The organism is Marinimicrobium koreense (assembly GCF_003762925.1).
GTDB lineage: Bacteria > Pseudomonadota > Gammaproteobacteria > Pseudomonadales > Cellvibrionaceae > Marinimicrobium > Marinimicrobium koreense.
In genome coordinates, this window is the sequence record NZ_RJUK01000001.1 from 1034877 (window position 1) to 1054600 (window position 19724).

The window sequence follows — 19724 nt, forward strand, 5'->3', positions numbered from 1 at the left end:
AGACACCGGACACGATGACATTCATGAAGCCATTCGCGACCCACTTGAGGGCGACATTACAGACCACGTTACTGATGATCCTGCTACTGGCCAGCCACACCCAGGCCCAGGAGCTGATCGCCAATGTCGACCGCGAGACCATCGGGTTGAACGACACCCTGACACTGACCGTGCGCCAGACCGGGCGAACCCTGACCGGGGGGCCCGATTTCGACGGGCTGCGCCGGGACTTCGACATCCTCAGCAATCAGCGCAGTCACCAGATGCGCATCGTCAACGGCGACATGGAAGGCTGGACCGAGTGGCGCCTGATGCTGGCCCCCAAACGGGCCGGCACCCTCAACATCCCCGCGTTCGAATTCGGAGGCAGCCAGAGCGAACCCATCACCGTGACGGTGCAAGAACGGCAACAGCAGCCAGATAGCGAAGGCCGGGACATTTTTGTGGAAACGGAGCTGAACAAGGAAAGGGTCCACGTTCAGGAACAGGTCCTGTTCACGGTGCGTCTGTACAGCCGGGTCAATCTGGATGGCGCGGAAATTCAGCCGCTGGAACTGAACGATGCGGTGATCAAGGCCGTCAATGAAGAAAACTACATCAGCCAGATCGACGGCCGCCAGCACATTGTTCTGGAAACCACCTTTGCCCTGTTCCCCCAGCGCAGTGGCACCCTGGAAATCCCCTCCCTGGTGTATGAACTCGCCGTCAGCCGGGGACAGCGAGATTTCTGGGGCCGCAGCAGCCGACAGCGAGTCCGTACCGACGCCCTGACTGTGACGGTGGACCCGACGCCCGATCAATACACCGGCAACACCTGGCTGCCGGCCCGCAATCTGCAGTTGAGCGAACACTGGGGTACCGATCCGGACTCCCTGCGTCAGGGTGAACCGGTGACTCGCCGAATCACCATTCAGGCGGACGGTCTGACCGCCGCGCAACTCCCCGCCCTGACGCTGGAAGAAACCCCGGGCCTGACACTCTACCCGGACCGGCCGCAAACCGAAGAGCAGGTCAATGCGAGTGGCGTCCAGAGCACCAGCACCCTGACCCTGGCGATGGTGCCCAACCAGAGCGGACGCCTCGAGATTCCAGCGGTCACCCTGACCTGGTGGGACACCGAGGCCGATCAGATGCGCACCGCCGAGCTGCCTGCTAGCACCGTCAACGTCACCGCCATACCCGGCGCCGCCCCCGCTTCCGAGGTCACACCGTCCCGGGAGCGCGAAAATGGCGAAGACGCCACCGCCCCCCGCCCGGCTGCAAGCGGGCCAGCGCCGCTGGTTACCGTAGTACTGGGCATAGCCACGGCGCTCCTGTCAGCCTTGAGCCTCTGGCTCGCCTTCCTCGTCTGGCGGCTGAAGACCGATCTTGCCGCGCGCGAGGCACAGGCCCGAGGCGAGAGAGATCGGGCCCGGGCCGCCCGCGGCCGAGCCTGGCAAGGCGTCAAACGCGCCGCCAAAGCCGATGACCTGCACGCCCTGCGCCGGGCCCTGCTCGACTGGGGAACCGCCATCTGGCCCGACGTGCCCCCCCGGGGCCTGACCGACCTGGCCGAGCGGCTCGACGACGACGTGGCGCGGGTGCGACTGCAAGAGCTGGACGCCATACTGTTCAAGGGTGAGCCCGACTCATCGTTCGACACCACCGCCCTGCTGCAGGCTCTGAATCAGAGCCGGGCCGGTCATAGATCCAGGCGCACCGATACCGGGGGACTCAAACCCCTGTACCCATACTCATGATGGCCGAGAGCCGCTGGCAGGTTTACATCATTCTCGGTGACGATGGCCGGTACTACACCGGCATCACCACCGATGTGGTACGCCGCTGGAAGGAGCACAGCGGCGGACCCCGTGGAGCCCGCTATTTTCGCGGTCGCCAGCCCCACCGGTTATGCTTTCTGGAACATCATCCCGACCGCTCCAGTGCCAGTCGACGGGAGTACGCCATCAAGCAGCTGTCGCGCGCCGCCAAAGAACAACTGATCGCCAGCGCACCCGCTCCGGCCGTCGATCCGGAGGCCGCCGAATGAGCCGTGCCCTCTGCCCCCGTTGCGAGCGTCCGGAGCGGGCCTGTATCTGCCACTGGGTTCGACCGATCGACAACGGCGTATCCCTGCTGATTCTGCAACACCCTGACGAAGCCCATCGGGCCAAAAACAGCGCCCGCCTGTTGGACCTCAGCCTGCAGAACAGTCAGCGGGTGGTGGGAGAACAGTGGTCCGATGCCGCTCTGGGGGAACTGCTGAACCGGGCCGACGAATCGATACTGCTCTACCCGGAGACCGACGATCTACCCGCCCCCCGGTATCCGGACCCGAACGACCTTACCGAGCGAAACGATACCGGGCCGCGACGCCAGCTTGTGGTGCTCGATGCCACCTGGCGCAAGAGCCGCAAGATGCTCTACCTCAACCCGCCACTGCACGCACTGCCCAGGTTGGCCCTGACCGATACGCCACCATCGCGCTATCGAATTCGTCGGGCGCGCAAGCCCGGTCAGCTCTCCACCCTGGAAGCCTGCTGTTACGCACTGGCGCATCTGGAGGGCGAGCGCGTAGACTATGAGCCTTTACTCGACGCTTTTGACGGCTTCAACGACCAGCAACTCGCGTTTCGACCCAAGCCGTAAACCGATACCGGAGATTGTGAAACTTTATGACCCACACCAGCCATGCCGCCTTTGAGCACCTGCGCAGCCAGACCATCGACTCCCTGAATCTGCGGGTGGAGGAGTACCAGCACAAAGTGACCGGTGCTCAGCACATCCATCTCGCCAGCGACAACCCGGAGAACGTCTTTCTGGTCGCCCTGCGCACCGTGCCCCAGGACTCGCGCGGGGTCGCCCACATTCTCGAACACACCGCGCTCTGTGGCAGCGAAAAGTACCCGGTACGCGATCCGTTTTTCATGATGATCCGCCGGTCCCTGAACACCTTCATGAACGCCTTCACCAGTCCGGACTGGACCGCCTACCCCTTCGCCAGCCAGAACCGCAAGGACTTCGACAACCTGCTGGATGTGTACCTGGATGCGGTGTTTTTCTCCCGCCTGGACGAGCTGGACTTTGCCCAGGAAGGTCATCGCCTGGAGTTCAAGGAACCGGATAACCCCGATTCCCCGCTGACGTTCAAAGGTGTGGTGTTCAATGAAATGAAAGGCGCCATGAGCTCGGTGCCCGCACAACTGTGGCAGTCGCTGTGTCGCTACCTGTTTCCGACCACCACCTATCACCACAACAGCGGTGGCGATCCGGAACACATCCCGGACCTGACCTACGAACAACTCCAGCAGTTCTATCGCACCCATTACCATCCGAGCAATGCGATCTTCATGACCTATGGCGATATTCCGGCGGCGGAGCATCAGGCCAAGTTTGAAGCCAAAGCTTTGCACCGTTTCAAGCGCCTGGATGATGTCATTGCCGTAGGCGAAGAGAAGCGCTACCACGCCCCCATCGCGGTGGAAGAGGCCTACCCGCTGGAGGAAGGCGAAGACCCGACCCACAAAACCCATGTCGTCATGGGTTGGCTGCTGGGCAATATCACCGACCTGGATCAAACCCTAGAAAGCCAACTGATGACCGCCGTCCTGCTGGACAATAGCGCTTCTCCCCTGCTGCACGCCCTGGAAACGTCCGACCTAGGACAGGCGCCCTCTCCACTGTGCGGACTGGATGACTCCCAGTACGAGCTGGCTTTCGGCTGTGGCCTGGAAGGCTGCCAGTTGGAGAAGGTCCCGGAGGTGGAGCAGTTGATTCTCGGTACCCTGGAGCGGGTGGCCGAAGAGGGCGTACCCCAGGAGCTGATTGACAGCGCACTGCACCAGTTGGAATTGCAGCAGCGCGAAGTCGGCGGAGACGGTTTCCCTTACGGCCTGCAACTGATCATGAACAGCCTGCCCGCCGCCACCCACCGAGCTGACCCCATTGCCCTGCTCGACCTGGATTCAGCGTTGGTGAAACTGCGGGAAAAAGTCAAAGACCCGGATTTCATTCCCTCGCTGGTGCGTCGCTGGTTGCTCGACAACCCTCACCGCCTGCGCCTGACCCTGCGCCCGGACAGCCAATTCACCCGCCGGGCCCAGGAGGCCGAGCAAAAACGTCTGGCCGATATCAACGCCAAGCTCACTGACGACGACCGCCAGTGGATAGTGCAGCGCGCCAAGGCCCTGCAGGAGCGCCAAGTACAGAAAGACGACGACAGCATCCTGCCCAAGGTCGGCCTGGAAGACATTCCCAAGACCATGGCGTATGTGGAAGGCAGCCGGGAAACCCTCGACCCGAAGAACCCCGCCAGCGACCCGCTGCGCCGCTACGGCGCCGGCACCAACGGCCTGGTGTATGAACAGGTCACCTGCAAACTGCCTGACATCAGCGAGGAGGAGCAGCCGCTGCTGCCGCTCTACTGCAACGCCCTGACCGAAGTCGGCCTGGGCAACCTCGATTACCTCGAGGCTCAACGCTGGCAGGCAAGCGCCGTGGGGGGTATCAGCGCCTCGGCGACGGTGCGTGGCACCACCGATGATGTTCAGAACATTGATGCCTATTTTTCGCTGGGCTCCAAGGCACTGAACCGCAATGCCGGGGCCATGAACGAACTGCTGCGCGCGACCCTGACCCAACCGCGTTTCGATGAGCACAACCGGCTGAAAGAATTGGTGTCGCAGATGCGCGCCCGCCGCGAACAGAGCATCACCGGCAACGGCCACAGCCTGGCCATGCTGGCCGCCTGCGCCGGCATGGCCCCGTCGGCTCGCCTGACCCACCGGATTGGCGGCCTGGAAGGCATCGCCCACCTGAAGCGGCTTGATCAGGCCCTTAAAGACGGCGAATCCCTGAAAGCCTACGCCGCGCAACTGGAGGGCATTCACGCCCGCCTGCGGGTCGCACCAAGGGAGTTTCTGCTGATTGGTGAACCCCATCAGCTCGACGAGCTGCGCGACACCGTGCAGTCGCACTGGCCCAGCGAGCCGCCGGTGGCCGACTTCCGCTCCTTCGGACTGCCCGCCGTTCACGAGCCCGTACGCGAAGGCTGGCTGACCAACACCCAGGTCAACTTCTGTGCCCAAGCCTACCCGACGGTGCCCTCGGAGCACCCGGACGCAGCCGCCCTGACGGTGCTGGCCGGCTTCCTGCGCAACGGTTATCTGCACCGCACCATTCGCGAACAGGGCGGCGCCTACGGCGGCGGTGCCAGCCAGGACAACAATATCGCGGCCTTCCGGTTCTTCTCCTACCGCGACCCCCGCCTGGCGGATACCCTGAAGGATTTCGAGGCGGCGGTGGATTGGCTGTTGTCCAGCGAACACGAATGGCAGCCGTTGGAGGAGGCGATTCTGGGGGTGGTCAGCAGCCTGGACAAGCCGGCTTCTCCGGCAGGCGAGGCCCGTCAGACGTATCAGGCGGAGTTGTTTGGCCGCACCCGGGAGAAACGCGAGACTTTCCGCAACCGGGTCCTGGGCGTCACCCTGGCCGATATCCAACGCGTGGCCAATGAGTACCTGAAACCAGAACGGGCCAGCACGGCGGTGGTCAGTCACAGCGGAGAACGAGCGGTCCTAGAAAGCCTGGGCTTGGAGTTGCGTGAGCTTTAATCAAACACCCTTCAGGCATTAGATAGGGTCTTTGTTGCTTCGCGACCGGGCCGCGAAGCGGAGACCCTTTCAAGACACGCCGTAAACCCATCCCTGGGGGCTCGACGCGCGGAGTCCCTCCGCTTACGGTCTTGAAAGGGTCTCCGCTTCACGTCCCTCAGTGCAGTAACCGAACTTGTGTGGTCTTAGCAACGGCGGATTCGCTATGCTCCGAATCGTCGGACCGATCAGCCGTACGGGTACCACGGAAGTTTGCGTAGAGCGGATAAGCGCAGCGCATCCGCCATTGCTCAAGTTGCAGTGCGAAAGGCGCTAGTTCCCGGAACGTCACGCTGGCACCGCGGAGGCTGGGTAACCCCTTGCGAGACCGTCACCCGCCTGGACGACGGGTGATGAGCCTACATGGATGTATTTACGGCGTGTCTCGCAAGGGGTTACCCAACCGCAGCTCTGCATACGAAGTCCGATTAAAAAGTCCTTTCGAAAAACCGAAGGGAATTTTGGTACGGGAGCCATCGAAAACCCAAACCGCGACCTGTTATGTAGTTTTCGACGGCAAAGTGCTTTAGGATTCCCGAGGCGATCCCAAGCCGGTAACATACGATGGTGACAACGGACTAACTATGCCCCAGCCACCCCTGGAATACAGCGCCGCCACCCACGCGGGCCACAAGCGCGACAACAACGAAGACACGCTCCTGAGCCTGCCCGAGCGCGGCCTATGGCTCGTGGCCGACGGCATGGGTGGGCACGAAGCCGGCGAAGTCGCCAGCGCCATCGTCCGGGACACCCTGCTTGACCAACAACACAAAAGCCTCACCCAGGCCATTCAGGCCTCCCACCGGGCCGTACTCAAAGCCGCCGCCAATGGCGAAGGTGCGCCGGGCATGGGTTCTACCATCGTCGCCCTGCGCAGCCTCGGGGACGACTACGAAGTCGCCTGGGTCGGCGACAGCCGGGCCTACCTCTGGACCCACACCGAAGACGGCGGTCGTCTCGAGCGACTCACCACCGATCACTCCTACGTCCAGATGCTGCTCGCCTCCGGTGTGATTGAAGAAGCGGAGGTCGAGGGCCACCCGGATAAGAACATCATCACTCAATGTCTGGGCTCCTACGAACTGCAGGAGGTCAAGGTAGACTCAGTGCGCGGCCAATGGCTGAAGGACCAGTGGATCCTGCTGTGCAGCGATGGGCTCACCGACGAATTGGATGACGAAGCCCTGGCCCGCCTTCTGTTTCGATGCCGCAGCCCGCGTGCTGCCGTCAATCGGCTGATGCGCGCCGCGTTGGACGCGGGAGGTCGCGACAATATAACCCTGCAGTTGATCCAGTCACCGCTGAGCCAGCGCTCGCGCTGGAGTACGCTGTGGCAGTGGGTGCCGCATATTACCGGTCGGCGCGGCCCGGATCTGGCCCTGTATGCCACCGCCCTGCTGTCACTGGCGTTAGTGCTCTACTGGGTGGCCCGGTAATGCATATTCCCGGCTACCGCATCATTCGCAAAATCAACCAGGGCGGGATGTCCACCGTCTACCTTGCCATTCAACTGAGCGTGGGCCGAGAAGTTGCCTTGAAAGTCATGTCTCCGGCGCTCAATGGCGATCCGGTGTTCAGCGAACGCTTTCAGCGCGAAGCCAATATCGTCGGGCAACTGTCGCACCCTAACATCGTCTCCATCTACGATATCGGGCGTTACAAGAACCTGAACTACATCGCCATGGACTATCTGGCCGGCGGTTCCATTCACGAAAAAATGGCCTCCGGGCTGAGCACTCAGGAAGTCCTGCGAATTACTCGGGAAATCGCCGGGGCGCTGGACCACGCTCACGAGAAAGGCTATATCCACCGGGATATCAAACCCGAAAACATTCTGTTCCGCGAAGACAACTCCGCGGTATTGTCCGACTTTGGGGTCGCCAAGACCGTCAGCTCCGCCTCCCGGATGACCAACGCCGGCACGGTGGTCGGCACGCCTCATTACATGAGCCCGGAGCAGACCCGGGGAAAACCCGTGGACGGTCGCGCCGATATTTACAGCCTGGGTGTGGTCTTTTACGAAATGCTGACCGGACAAGTGCCCTACCAGGCGGACGAAGCAGTGGCCATCGCCATCAAGCACCTGACCGCGCCCATTCCCAAGCTCCCGCCCCAGTATCAGGCGTACCAGAAGATTCTCAATCAGTTGCTCGCCAAAGACCCGGACAATCGCTTTCAGCGGGGCCGGGATGTGATTGCGGCAATCGATGCACTGGAGGGGCCCGCCGGCCTGGGACAGACCTATTTCACCACCGCGGACTCCACCCGGGTTCAACTCCTCTCGCTGTTCCGGGCACTGTTGGCGACCACGCTCGGAGCCTTGCGAGAACAGATACGCTTGGCATGGCAGAGCCTGTGCTCGCTGCGCTGGACGCCGCGCCGCGGCCTGTACCGCCACCCACAGATCCGGGTAACCGAAATCAAGGGGCCACTGAGTCCGCCCCAGGAACACACCACTGTCATTTCCACCCAGGTGCAGCAGGCGGCGCACTACCACAGCCTGTGGCGAGGACGCCGGTTAGTTTCCCGCACTCTGACCCTGGTGATACTGCTGACAGTCATCTGGGGTGCCTTCAGCCTGGCGTTGAACGAATGGACACTGCCCGGTGAGCGCTGGCTGCCGGACCCGGTGCAGTCACTCGCTCGTCGCACCGCGCACTTGATCGCCCCGACACCGACCGAGCCCCGCCCCCAGCCGGTCCGCACCACCGAGATTCCCACGACTCCGCTGGTCTTGCGTCCCGAGCCCGAAACCGAGAATCAGAGCAGCACGGAAGCATTGATGGGGATGAGACCCGAGACACCCGTGGAAACCCCGACGGCCGCCCCACCACGCTACGAACTGCGGGTCACGCCGGAGCCGGAAAACGCCCGGGTCCGCATTCTGAACATACCGGATCGCTATTACCCGGGCATTCCCCTGTTGCCCGGGCGCTACCACATCGAAACCAGCTATGCCGGCTACGATACCGACACCCGATGGATTGAGGTGGAAGACGAGGCGGTGACGCTGCCGGTCTCCCTGCGCAAAACACCGGTGGCAGGTGCAACCTTTTACAACGAGCTCCGCGACGGCGACCGGGGGCCCGAGATGGTGATCGTTCCCGCCGGTCGTTTCACCATGGGCAGCAAACTGGACAGCCGCAGCATGCCCGAACGGAATGTCCGGATTCCCCGGGCATTCGCCATCAGCCGATTTGAAATCACCTTCGCCGACTACGACAAGTTTGCCCGGGCCACGGACCGCCCGCTGCCCGACGACGAGCGCTGGGGACGAGACAACCGGCCGGTGATCAATGTGAGCTGGAACGATGCCCTGGCCTACGTAAACTGGCTCAGTGAGAGCACCGGCAAACGCTACCGCTTGCCGAGTGAGGCGGAGTGGGAGTACGCCGCGCGGGCGGGCACCCAAACCACTTTCTGGTGGGGAGAAGCTGGCGCCGACGCTGACGGACTCGCGAACTGCCGAAGGGGCTGCAACAGTGAGTACACCGGTCTCTTTTCCTCAAAAAGCGCACCCGTGGGTTCCTATCCGGCCAATGCCTTCGGCTTGCACAGTGTCGCGGGTAATGCGGCCGAGTGGACTCAGGACTGTTACCGGAACCACTTGCTGGAAATGCCTCAGAACGGCACGCCCCTGATCACCGAAAATTGCACCGAGCGGACTATACGCGGAGGTTCGTTTGAAGATTCGGTGGGCAATATCGCCACCCATGTTCGGCGGGGTGCGCCCACTGATTATCGGGAGAGTAACCTGGGGTTCCGGGTCGTGGTCGAGTTGTACTGACCGTTCGGCATCGGTAGCCCCGGATAAGGGGCCGGTGCGTCAGGGATAGACCCGGGGTTCGGGCTCAAGATCCACACCGTACTCCGCGGCAATGGAGTGACGAATCTCTTCGGCCAGAGCCAGCACTTCCCCACCGGACGCCCGGCCCGGATTGGTCAATACCAACGCCTGATGCGCGTGCACCGCCACCGGCCCACGGGCCACGCCTTTCCACCCCGCTCGCTCGATCAGCCATCCGGCGGCAAGCTTCACATGGCGCGCATCCACCGGGTAGGACACCAGCCCGGGATGACGCACCTGCAGTTCGAGAAACTGATCCAGCCCCACCAGCGGATTCTTGAAGAAACTTCCCACATTGGGAATCTCCACCGGGTCCGGCAGTTTGCTGCGACGAATCCGGCACACCGCCTCACTCACCGCCAGCGGCGTCAGTTCCGCCATGGGTATCGCGCCCACCGCTTCTTTCAACGCCGGATAAGTCACTTTCAGATGCGGCTGCCGAGACAGTTTCAAAGTCACCGATAAAATGATGTACCGGTCCTTACCGGCCCGTTTGAACAGGCTGTCGCGATAACCGAATTCGCAGGCGTCTTTATCGAACCGATGCACCTCACCGGTCGCCACATCCATGGCCTCCAGCTCCGAAAATACATCTTTCAGCTCCACACCGTAGGCACCAATATTCTGAATCGGCGCCGCCCCCACAGAACCCGGGATCAGCGAAAGATTTTCCAGCCCCCAGTATTCGTTCGCCAGACAATACTCAACCAGTTCATGCCAGTTTTCCCCAGCGGCCACGCGAAGCCAGCCGTGATGGCGATCTTCCTGAACCAGGGTTTTACCGGTCATGCGCATGTGCAGAACCAGGCCGGGAAAATCCTCTCGCAACACGACATTGCTACCGCCACCGAGAATCAGAAGGGGCAGATTTCGATCCCGCGCAAACTGCCGCAACGCGGGCAGTTGCGACACATCTGTGACCTCCGCATAGTGCTGCGCTTTGGCGGGCACTGCCAGGGTGTTGTAGGGTTGAAGGCTGATATTGTCTTGTATATCCACGCGTTCCGAGTCTCTCATTACCGCTGAGTTTTGATGTGTTGAAGCAGACCGTCGCAGGCGCTTTCAACCAGATCGAGCACCAATTCAAAACCGTCGCCTTCACCGTAGTAGGGGTCGGGCACTTCGCGATAGTGGTCGTTGTCACCAAACTCCAGGAATAAACCGAGATGCCCACTGTAATGAGCCGGTCTCATGGCTTGCAGGTCCTGCAGGTTGCTGTGGTCCATGGCGAGGATGTAGTGGTATTCGTCAAAGTCAGCCGGGTTCACCTGCCGGGCCCGAAGCTGACTGAGGTCGTAGCCACGTTTGAGTGCCGCACGCTGGGAACGCGCATCGGGCCCTTTACCAATATGCCAGGCACCCGTACCCGCCGAATCGATCTGGATACGTCTCTCCAATCCCGCCTGCCGGACTTTCTCCTCAAATATCCCATGGGCGGTAGGCGACCGACAGATATTCCCCAAACACACAAATAGAACATTTACGCTCATGCTTAAACCTTTGTCCGAATTAGTGCAACTTCCAGTGGTGAGTGCAAAGTCCGCAGAGGCGGCCAATACCTTTTTGGGGGACGCTACGAGCACATCCCTGTGAGCTCATCGGCGCGCCATCCCTGGCGGCCGACGCCCCCAAAAAGGTATTGGCCGCCTCTGCTCCGTGCCACGCGAAAACTTATGTGGATACAACGACTTATCACGTACTCGATTATGGTCACCACAGATTGTCCGTTGGCACGGAGGCGTCTGAGGGAGAGACACTGTTTGGAGACTCTCGGAGACATGGATGTCGACGAGAAGCCCCCATGGATGGGTTCACGGCGGGTCTCCAAACAGTGTCTCTCCCTCAGACGCCGGACTCTCACCACGCCACAGAACCAAAAACTCAGTTACCAAAAAACCGCCGAACCCGATCCAAATCAAGCTCAGTATCAACACCACCAGGAACAGGCCGACAAGCCTCAGCAACGTGAATCGACTCACCTTGCCACAGTACCCGCAACTGCTCCAACGACTCAAACCGCTCCAACGGCGCCTGATCCCAAGTCACAAACCGGTGCAACAACCCCACCCGATACGCATAAATACCAATATGCCGCCGCGCCACAAAATCCTCCGGTAACGCCCTACCCTCACCCGCAAACGCATCGCGAGGATACGGAATCGGCGCCCGACTGAAATACAGCGCACGCCCATGGGCATCCATTACCACCTTCACAATATTCGGATTACAAAAATCCTCCACCAACTCAATCGGCTCACACAAGGTTGCCACACTGGCCGAACTATCACCCGCCAGATTCTGCGCCACCTGATTGATGACCGCGGGCGGAATCAGAGGTTCATCGCCCTGCACATTGACCACAATCGCATCGTCCGGCAACCCCAACTGACTGACCACCTCCTGCAATCGGTCGGTTCCCGACTGATGATCCGCAGAGGTCATGCACACCGTCGCCCCGAACGCGCGGGCCGCCTGTTCGATGCGTTCATCATCCGTGGCGATGATCACCTGCGTGGCGGCGCTCTCGCGGGCTCGCTCGTAAACGTGCCGAATCATCGGCTTGCCGGCGATGTCTTTGAGGGGCTTGGCGGGCAACCGGGAGGAGGCGTAGCGCGCGGGGATGACAACGTAAAAGCTCATGGGATTGAATTCGTTTCAGGTGTGGATTTCAGGGATTCAATACGGTTCAGAAACTCGCTCCAGAACGCCTCCGGCAATGTCGCACTGACACTCAGATACCACCAGTCCGGCTGGGCGAAGGGCTGGCATTTGACCGCATCTTTGGCGGTCATCACAACCGGAAAGGCCGGCTGGAAAACGAGCTCGCCCGGGCGGTAGTGATGATGATCGGCGAAGCGGTGGTGAACCGGTTCCAGGCCGAGTTCTTTCAGCGTGGAAAAAAACCGGTCGGGGTTGCCGATTCCCGCCACCGCGTGCACGGATGTCTGTGGGGCAAAATGGGTCAGCGATGCGCGGGTACCATCGGACACCCGATGCCAGGCATCCGGGGTCACCTTCATGGTGTACTGGACGGTGCGAAGCGTCGGGGCCTGTTGACGCACCTTGTCCTCCGAACCGTTGACCACCACCCAATCTACTTCGTTGAGCCGTTCGACCGGTTCACGCAATGGGCCCACGGGCAGACACCAGCCGTTGCCAAACGCGCGCGCGCCATCGACCACGGCGATTTCCAGGTCCCGGGCCAAGCGGTAGTGCTGCAGGCCATCATCGCTCAACACAATATCGCAGCCCTGCTCGCGCAGCGCTTGGGCCGCTTCCACCCGATCCGGGCTGACACACACCGCGCATTGGGTGGCCCGTGCAATCGCCAGGGGTTCATCGCCACAATGCGTGACCGGGGTGTCTGCGGAAACCATGAGCGGATAGCGCGGGGCCTTGCCTCCGTAACCCCGACTGACCACGCCCGGGCGATAACCTGCCTTGCGCAGACGCTGGACCAGGGCAATGAGCAACGGGGTTTTTCCGGTGCCCCCCACACTGATATTGCCGACGACGACCACCGGCACATCAAAGGCGACCGCCCGACTTTTGAGACGGCTTCGACGCCGGCGCGCCAAAGCCCGGAACAGCCAGGCCAAAGGAGCGAACAGATACACCCAGCGGGCCTTACCGTACCAGGCATTTTCCCAGACCGAGGCCAGCGTCATGTCAAACGCCCCCGAATCACTCCCCGGACTCGGGGCGCCGGGTGGTGATACTCAGGTGCACAAACCCCAACTGGCCGGCAGCATCCATGGCCCGGACCACGCTTTCGTGGGGGGCTTTGGCATCAGCGGTAATGGTCAGAGGCAACTGATTGTTGCCCTCCGAGGCCTTTTCCAGGGCCGACTTCAAGGTCACCAGCTTACTGTTTACCAGGCTGCGACCATTGATCGAGTAATCGCCTTCCGCGGTGATCAGAATATCCAGCGGCGCATCGGCGTCCTGCTCGCTCGCTTCACCTTCGGCTTCAGGCAGGTCGATGCTCAAATGGGTTTCTTTGGTAAAGGTGGTGGACACCATAAAGAAAATCAGCAACAGAAATACCACATCGATCAATGGTGTCAGATTGATGCTGTCATTTTCTCTAGATTGACGTCGAAATTGCACCCGCTTGCTCCTCGGTCAATCAGTTGGCTTTCACATCGACCCGACGGTCGCTGTGCAGGGCGTCCACAAGTTTTACCGCTTCTTCTTCCATGGTGACCACAATGGTGTCCACCCGGCGCTGGAAAAAGCGGTGCAGAATCATCGCGGGAATGGCCACGGTCAGGCCGGCGGCGGTAGTGATCAGCGCCTCGGAAATCCCGCCGGCCAGAACGCCGGCATTGCCAGTGCCCTGTAGCATGATGGCGGTAAACACCTTGATCATACCGATCACGGTGCCGAGCAGACCGAGCAGCGGTGCGATATTGGCAATGGTGCTGAGGATGGTCAGGTAACGCTCCATCTCGTGGATGACCTGACTGGCCGCTTCCTGAATACTGTCCTTCATGACTTCCCGGCCATGGCGGGAGTTACTCAGCCCCGCGGCCAGAATGCGCCCCAGAGGGGAAGACTGTTTGAGCTCGCGGAGTTTGCCCGCGTCCAACTGGTTGTTCTTGATCCAGCTCCACACCTGTGCGAGCAGATGCCGTGGGGCGATTTTTTTGGGATCCAGGGTCCAGTAACGCTCTCCACCAATGGCGATCACCAGGATGGAACAGAGAATAATGGGGACCATCAACCAGCCACCCGCGGTAATAATCTCAAACACTGAACTTTCCTCTTTTGAATCGTTGTCTGGCCAAGGCGCCTGACCATCAGGGGCGCAAGATAGCACAGACCATTTCCAGCGGGAAAACACCCGGTCACATTTTGCGACAGTCGCCAACGGCCACCGTCACCTTATTCATACCACCAACGTCTTGGCGCATACCGGGCATACCGCTCGGTGCGCCGCCCCTGCTCATCCCATTCGAACACAATGGCCCCCAGGCTCGCGGTATTGAGCACCTCAGCACCCCGGGAGCGATAGCGCTCTACCACCGTCTCATTCGGATGGCCATGCCGCCCCTGAAAAGCGGCGCTGACCACCGCGCGGGCCGGGCGGGTCTGTTCAACCCACTCGATCGACGAGGACGTGATGGCGCCATGGTGCGGAACCTGCAGCACGTCGATGGAGCCGTTGAGCTGATCCCGGCCGACCAACCGCCACTCCACTTCCCGTTCGATATCACCGGTCAACAGGAGCCGCTGCCCCGCGTATTCAATCTCGAGAACGCAGGAGCGATTATTGCCATTCACCTGCGCCGGGAAGCCGCCGTGCAGAAACCGGAATTTCACCTGATTCCACTGCCACGAAGCCCTCTGATGGCAATCCCGCCCGAGCTTCGACGTGGACAGTGTCGCATCGCCCACCCAGAGTGCCTCGGTCGGGAGACTTTTCAGCACACTGGAAAGCCCTCCCGAGTGATCATCGTGACGATGACTGACCACCACCGCGTCCAACTGATGGACACCCAACTGCCGCCAATAGGGCACGATCACGCCAGAACCCGCATCCAGCCGCTCACTGTAGGTGGGGCCCGTATCATACACCAGCCGGTAATCCGGCGTCTGTACCGCCACCGCCAGGCCCTGCCCCACTTCCAGAAACGTCACTCTCAAGGGGGGTACCGGTGGCCCCGGGAGCAACAGCGCCAACACTATCCCGGGGTAACCCAGCCACCGTCCGGGCAGCCCTCGTGGCAACAACATCAGCAGCGTGGCCAGTCCGGCCAGGGCCAGTGCCGGCCAGGACAGCGCCGCCTGAAACAGCGTCATTGGCGCCGCGTCCTCCAGCCACTCCAACCAGGCCAGAAGTGCGGACAAGCCCAGGTCCGCCACCACCAGCGAGAGGTCACTGGCCCAGGGCCAGAGGGCGCCCAGCAGCAACGCCACAAGCAACCAGGGAACCACCATCAGGGTCACCAACGGAATCGCCAGCAGGTTGCCAATCGGCGCCACCAGGCTGACTCCGTGCACCAGTATCAGGAGCGGAACCATCAGCCCCAGAAAAACCGCCCACTGAGACCGCACCACCGTTTGCCCCCACCACTGAGCACCCGCGCGGCGCCGCCCGCCAAGTGCCAGCATCAGGACCGCGACGGCGCTGAAGCTGAGCCAGAACCCGGTATCGTAAGGGGCGAGCGGGTCCCTGACCAGAACCGCCACCCAGGCCAACAGCAAGCCGGTGGAGGCGGGTAGACTTCCCCGGCGCAGCAGCACCCATTGCACCACGCCGATCATGATTAAGGCGCGCTGGGTCGGAATGCTGAATCCGGCCAGGGCGCTGTAGAAAAGCGCGAAGCCGAGCGCGAATACCTGACCCACCGCCGAGGCGGGTATCCGATGGCACAGCGCGTTGAGTCCGCGCCCCAGAATACCGCCCAGCCAGAGTCCCGCCAGCGCCACCATGCCCACATGTAATCCGGAGATGGCCAACAGGTGATTGGTGCCCGTGCGCTGCAGTCGTGTCCAGCGCTCGGGACTCAAGGTGGAGCGATCACCGATCAGCAGCGCCAGCATCAGGTCCCGGTGAGCCACCCCGGACGGATGGTGGTCGAGCCAGCGACGAACCCGCTCCCGCCAGTGACTCAACGAGCCTGCCGCGGGTGCGCTCAACCTTCGATTATCCGCACTCTCCCGCACATAGGCCGTGGCATCCACGCCCTGGCGCATCAACCATAACTGGTAGTCGAACCCGCCGGGATTGACGAACCCCCGGGGCGGCTTGACCCTCAGCTTCAGTTGCCAGCGCTCACCGGCGTGTAGAGGCGGCCCGCCGTACCAACTGACCAGAATGTACCTGAGGGGCAGTGCCAGGGGATCGCCCTCGACCGACTCGACTTGCTCCACCCGCAGGCGGATACGCTCGCGGCGGGCATCGTGATCCGGCAGCCCGACCAGGGTCCCCTGGACCCGAATCTCGTCACCACTGAAGGAGGGGGGCAGTCGATGATCAAGCTGCCAGTGACCGAACAGCACGCCCCAGAACAATCCCAGGAGCACGAACGCCACACACTGACGCCAACGGGGCGCGCGCCAGAACAGACACGCGATCAGAGGCGCTGACAACCACAATGCAAATGGTGGCGGTAAACGGGCCGATTGGGAGGCGAGAATGATGCCCAGAGAAGCACTAAGCAGTGCAGCGTTGAGGGAGAAAGCCAGTCGTCGGCGCTTCAGCAGACGATGCACCGACTTTACCAGCGCCTGACGGCCTGGGCTTTGAACGGTTGGGGCTCCTTGAGAGGTCATCGCAGGTCCTTTGCGTAAGAGCGAAGCCCGATTATGCGCAAACCGGGACACACCACCAAGCTCAATAGAGGCTATACTGGGCTCGACTCTTATAACTGTGACAGAACCCACAGTTTTAACGCGGTATCGACAGTAATTTGACGCTTGCAGAGGGCGCGGAACAACAATGCTGGATTCGTTGACACTGACAACGATCATTCTTGGAGAGCTGGTCTTTTTACTCTCCCTGGGTTGCGCGCTGCTCGGTGTGCTGTTGCTGCGCGAGCGTCGCCATCAGAAAAAAATCATGGCTGCCTACCAGCGTCTGCGCAATACCGTACGTACCGAACGGGCCCAGAACCGCGCCGCCCCGCCGGAAGAGTCTTCAGCGGGCGACGCGGTGACTGAATACTTCTTGCGCGTGAAGGACGAAGCGCGGGATCGGTACCGGAACATTACCCAGACCAACCTGCCCCGACTGACACCGGAACACCCGTTTAACGCCAAAGTTGCCGCCCTGCGGTTCCTGTTCACCGAAGCCGAGGAGCGTGCCTACCGCAAGGAAAAAGCCTCCGGCGATGCCTGGGTCCTTCTGGAGAAGCAGCTTTATGATATCGCTCGCTGGGTGGTAGACCGACAGGAAAGCAAACCGGGACGTCAGCGCAACAATCAGGTCAAGTTACTCCAACAGCGGGTCGAAAAACTGAAAGGTTTTGAAAAACAGGCGCGGGATCTGCAACGCAAACTGGAACTGAACCGGCTCAAACGGGAGGAGTTGGAACAACTGCAGGAGGAAAACCGCCTTACCATTGAAAAGCTTCAGAAAATCAATGAAGCCTTGGGCCTTTCGGGGGATGCCGATGCCGAAAGCCTGCGCCGCCAGCTGCGCGACATCATGGATTCCGATGCACGCCCCCTGGTGGCACCACCTGAACGCCGTCTGACCAATATCGAACACTTCTCGGCCGACAACCAACGCCTGAACAGTGAGTTGGCTCGAGAGTTGCGCTCATACAACGCCGAGTTTCCCGATAACCGAAGCGATCATATGGAGCAGACCCTCAAGCGCCTGGAGGCGGAACTGTTCCGCTCTGAACAGCACATTCGGGAACTGAAGCAGCAGCGCTCGAACGCCGAGACCGAGTTACTAACCTCCACCAATGATGCCGACCGGTACCAAAGCAGTCCATGGCAGCAGACTCAGCAACGCGCCGAGTCCATGGAACAGATCGAGGAAACCCTCCGGGTGATCCACACCAACATGGCGGACAGCAGTCAGGCGCTGAATGTGGCGTCTGGCAGTGGCGGTCAGTCGCCCTACTCTCTGGCGGAGATCCAACAGCTGCGCCATAACAACACTCGCCAACGCAACCTGATCGTCGACCTGGAAGATGAGATGCGTCGCCTGCGAGACACCATCCCCCACACCGAAGACGATAACGAGCGGGCGCAGCAAACGGAAAAACTGTTCAAGCTGGAACGACTGGTCAAGGAGTGTGAGCACTGCATTCTGGCACTGGAAAGCGAGGTCGATCTTCTTTATACACAGCTCAAAGAGCGCGAACAGCGCCAAACCCAGAGCTCCGGCCCCACGGATGAGGAAGTGTCACTTGAACAGTTGCAGTCCGAGCTCAGCGCCATGGCCAATCGGCTTGAAGACGTATTGCTGAACAGCGAACGGGATTCAATCCTGAGCCAGTTTGCCCAGGCGAGCGTGCGAGTCCAGTCCATTGAAGAGCTGGCCCGGTGCGTGATCAACGCCCTGAAAAGGGGTCAACTGACTGCCGGATTTTACCTTCAGTCGAAGCTCGGGCACGCGGAGTACTATCCGGCGAAACAGTTCAGCGAGCGCGAGCGGGCCATGATCCGTCGCACCACCATCAGTCAGAATGTGGCGTACCTGAACGAGGGCATCATGTTCGCGAGCGATCATATGCACCTGCTGCTCAAGGACCCTCATGCCGACGAGCTGGAATTGCAGAAAACCGAACAGCTTCTGCAGGCCCTGATGGACATTACCGGCGCCCGGGTAGACAGCCTGGAGATAGAACAGGCCGGTCAGCACCAGCGCCGGTACTTGCAGGACTGGTCCGATGGGGCTCACAACACGCTGGTCAATATGGAAATCCGTTACGCCTACCAGGTCGAAGAGACGCAGCGCCTGGTCGACGCCCTGGTTGAGCAGATGCAGAAGGCCTGTTCCGTTCTCGAGGCCAGCGAGGCCACCCGGGCGGTGATCGACAATGCCCTGAGCGAGTGTCAGCACCGGATCCGCAGTCTCATGACCCAGGACGACAGTATTGATGAGGGTTGTACCTGGTTGTTGAGCCACCTCGACGAGCTGCCCAAGATTGCGAAATAAAGCGTCGTTTCACGGGTTTATCATCGTTTTTTCACCCGAGGACAGGCATAATAGCCCCTTTATTTTGGCCGTTATGTGATCGAGTATGGCACGCAAGCTACTACGGCGCTTTATCCCCAGCGCACACGCCATCAAGAGCAACCCCGCCCTGCATTTTCTCGGGGACCTGCTGCACGATCCCAACCTGTTTCACCTGAACCGCCACTCCGTTTCGGTCGCATTTTTTGTCGGTATTTTCGTCGCGTTCATTCCACTGCCAGGCCAGATGCCCATCGCGGCGCTGCTGGCGCTGCTGCTGCACTGCAACCTGCCTATCTCGGTGGCCCTGGTGTGGATCAGCAATCCCCTGACCATGCCCGCGATTTTCTTTTCAACCTACCAGTTGGGCCGCTGGCTGCTCGAGCTGCCTCCGGTTCAGGTCTCCCTCGAGCTGAGCTGGCACTGGCTGATGCATGAGTTCAGCCTGATCTGGAAACCGCTGTTGGTGGGCTCGTTGCTCTCGGGGTTGGTTTTCGGCGTAATGGGCTATGTGGTGATGCAACTGTTCTGGCGCTGGACTGTGGTCAAAAGCTGGCAGCGACGCAAATTGAGACGCCGCTCATCACCGCCGAAACCCGACCGCTGA

The 19724-nt window shown here is 61.1% G+C and carries 15 protein-coding genes; 8 read left to right on the forward strand and 7 right to left on the reverse strand.

Annotation, left to right across the window (positions count from 1 at the left end):
* Positions 1–23 precede the first annotated feature (23 nt).
* From EDC38_RS04405 to EDC38_RS04430, 6 genes are all read left to right on the forward strand, one after another.
* Positions 24–1739, forward strand: coding sequence for a BatD family protein (locus tag EDC38_RS04405; protein WP_170162850.1), 1716 nt, complete (start codon positions 24–26; stop codon positions 1737–1739).
* Positions 1736–2029, forward strand: a complete 294-nt coding sequence (locus EDC38_RS04410; protein ID WP_123637469.1) for a GIY-YIG nuclease family protein — start codon at positions 1736–1738, stop codon at positions 2027–2029. Before EDC38_RS04405 ends, EDC38_RS04410 begins: the two co-directional genes overlap by 4 nt.
* Positions 2026–2628: a tRNA-uridine aminocarboxypropyltransferase gene (locus EDC38_RS04415; RefSeq protein ID WP_123637470.1), complete on the forward strand. Its 603-nt coding sequence runs from the start codon at positions 2026–2028 to the stop codon at positions 2626–2628. Before EDC38_RS04410 ends, EDC38_RS04415 begins: the two co-directional genes overlap by 4 nt.
* A gap of 26 nt (positions 2629–2654) precedes the next feature.
* A complete protein-coding gene (locus tag EDC38_RS04420; protein WP_123637471.1) occupies positions 2655–5591 on the forward strand; it encodes an insulinase family protein in 2937 nt (978 codons plus the stop codon).
* Positions 5592–6214: 623 nt separating this feature from the next.
* Entirely contained in the window at positions 6215–7066 is an 852-nt protein-coding gene (locus EDC38_RS04425; protein ID WP_024460305.1) for a PP2C family protein-serine/threonine phosphatase, read from the forward strand.
* The gene (locus EDC38_RS04430) at positions 7066–9417 is read left to right on the forward strand and encodes a bifunctional serine/threonine-protein kinase/formylglycine-generating enzyme family protein (RefSeq protein WP_123637472.1); all 2352 of its coding nucleotides are present in this window, start codon (positions 7066–7068) and stop codon (positions 9415–9417) included. Before EDC38_RS04425 ends, EDC38_RS04430 begins: the two co-directional genes overlap by 1 nt.
* 39 nt (positions 9418–9456) lie before the next feature.
* Here EDC38_RS04430 and murB read toward each other — a convergent pair whose 3' ends face one another.
* From murB to EDC38_RS04465, 7 genes are all read right to left on the reverse strand, one after another.
* Positions 9457–10476 carry a UDP-N-acetylmuramate dehydrogenase gene (gene murB / locus EDC38_RS04435; RefSeq protein WP_246004331.1) on the reverse strand — a complete coding sequence of 340 codons (1020 nt, stop codon included), beginning with the start codon at positions 10474–10476 and terminating at the stop codon, positions 9457–9459.
* Positions 10477–10493: 17 nt separating this feature from the next.
* Positions 10494–10967 (reverse strand): low molecular weight protein-tyrosine-phosphatase, encoded by a 474-nt coding sequence (locus EDC38_RS04440; RefSeq protein WP_123637474.1) that lies wholly within the window; start codon positions 10965–10967, stop codon positions 10494–10496.
* A gap of 391 nt (positions 10968–11358) precedes the next feature.
* On the reverse strand, positions 11359–12117 hold the full coding sequence (gene kdsB / locus EDC38_RS04445) for a 3-deoxy-manno-octulosonate cytidylyltransferase (RefSeq protein WP_123637475.1): 759 nt from the start codon (positions 12115–12117) through the stop codon (positions 11359–11361).
* Entirely contained in the window at positions 12114–13145 is a 1032-nt protein-coding gene (lpxK, locus tag EDC38_RS04450; RefSeq protein ID WP_123637476.1) for a tetraacyldisaccharide 4'-kinase, read from the reverse strand. The genes kdsB and lpxK overlap by 4 nt, the downstream gene beginning before the upstream one ends.
* A gap of 16 nt (positions 13146–13161) precedes the next feature.
* Complete coding sequence (locus EDC38_RS04455) at positions 13162–13587, reverse strand: ExbD/TolR family protein (protein WP_123637477.1); 426 nt, start codon at positions 13585–13587, stop codon at positions 13162–13164.
* Positions 13588–13606: 19 nt separating this feature from the next.
* On the reverse strand, positions 13607–14233 hold the full coding sequence (locus tag EDC38_RS04460; protein ID WP_024460312.1) for a MotA/TolQ/ExbB proton channel family protein: 627 nt from the start codon (positions 14231–14233) through the stop codon (positions 13607–13609).
* A 131-nt stretch (positions 14234–14364) separates the two neighbouring features.
* Positions 14365–16758, reverse strand: coding sequence for a DNA internalization-related competence protein ComEC/Rec2 (locus EDC38_RS04465; RefSeq protein ID WP_170162851.1), 2394 nt, complete (start codon positions 16756–16758; stop codon positions 14365–14367).
* A gap of 166 nt (positions 16759–16924) precedes the next feature.
* Here EDC38_RS04465 and EDC38_RS04470 point away from each other — a divergent pair, with 166 nt between their 5' ends.
* Complete coding sequence (locus tag EDC38_RS04470) at positions 16925–19099, forward strand: coiled-coil domain-containing protein (RefSeq protein WP_123637479.1); 2175 nt, start codon at positions 16925–16927, stop codon at positions 19097–19099.
* A gap of 85 nt (positions 19100–19184) precedes the next feature.
* The gene (locus EDC38_RS04475) at positions 19185–19724 is read left to right on the forward strand and encodes a DUF2062 domain-containing protein (RefSeq protein ID WP_123637480.1); all 540 of its coding nucleotides are present in this window, start codon (positions 19185–19187) and stop codon (positions 19722–19724) included.

Bases quoted from the DNA above. Each gene is read 5' to 3' on its own strand.
- kdsB (WP_123637475.1), bottom strand. From the start codon at position 12,117: ATGAGCTTTTACGTTGTCATCCCCGCGCGCTACGCCTCCTCCCGGTTG.
- EDC38_RS04405 (WP_170162850.1), top strand. From the start codon at position 24: ATGAAGCCATTCGCGACCCACTTGAGGGCGACATTACAGACCACGTTA.
- EDC38_RS04470 (WP_123637479.1), top strand. From the start codon at position 16,925: ATGCTGGATTCGTTGACACTGACAACGATCATTCTTGGAGAGCTGGTC.
- EDC38_RS04410 (WP_123637469.1), top strand. From the start codon at position 1,736: ATGATGGCCGAGAGCCGCTGGCAGGTTTACATCATTCTCGGTGACGAT.
- EDC38_RS04425 (WP_024460305.1), top strand. From the start codon at position 6,215: ATGCCCCAGCCACCCCTGGAATACAGCGCCGCCACCCACGCGGGCCAC.
- EDC38_RS04420 (WP_123637471.1), top strand. From the start codon at position 2,655: ATGACCCACACCAGCCATGCCGCCTTTGAGCACCTGCGCAGCCAGACC.
- EDC38_RS04430 (WP_123637472.1), top strand. From the start codon at position 7,066: ATGCATATTCCCGGCTACCGCATCATTCGCAAAATCAACCAGGGCGGG.
- EDC38_RS04415 (WP_123637470.1), top strand. From the start codon at position 2,026: ATGAGCCGTGCCCTCTGCCCCCGTTGCGAGCGTCCGGAGCGGGCCTGT.
- lpxK (WP_123637476.1), bottom strand. From the start codon at position 13,145: ATGACGCTGGCCTCGGTCTGGGAAAATGCCTGGTACGGTAAGGCCCGC.
- EDC38_RS04465 (WP_170162851.1), bottom strand. From the start codon at position 16,758: ATGACCTCTCAAGGAGCCCCAACCGTTCAAAGCCCAGGCCGTCAGGCG.
- EDC38_RS04440 (WP_123637474.1), bottom strand. From the start codon at position 10,967: ATGAGCGTAAATGTTCTATTTGTGTGTTTGGGGAATATCTGTCGGTCG.
- EDC38_RS04475 (WP_123637480.1), top strand. From the start codon at position 19,185: ATGGCACGCAAGCTACTACGGCGCTTTATCCCCAGCGCACACGCCATC.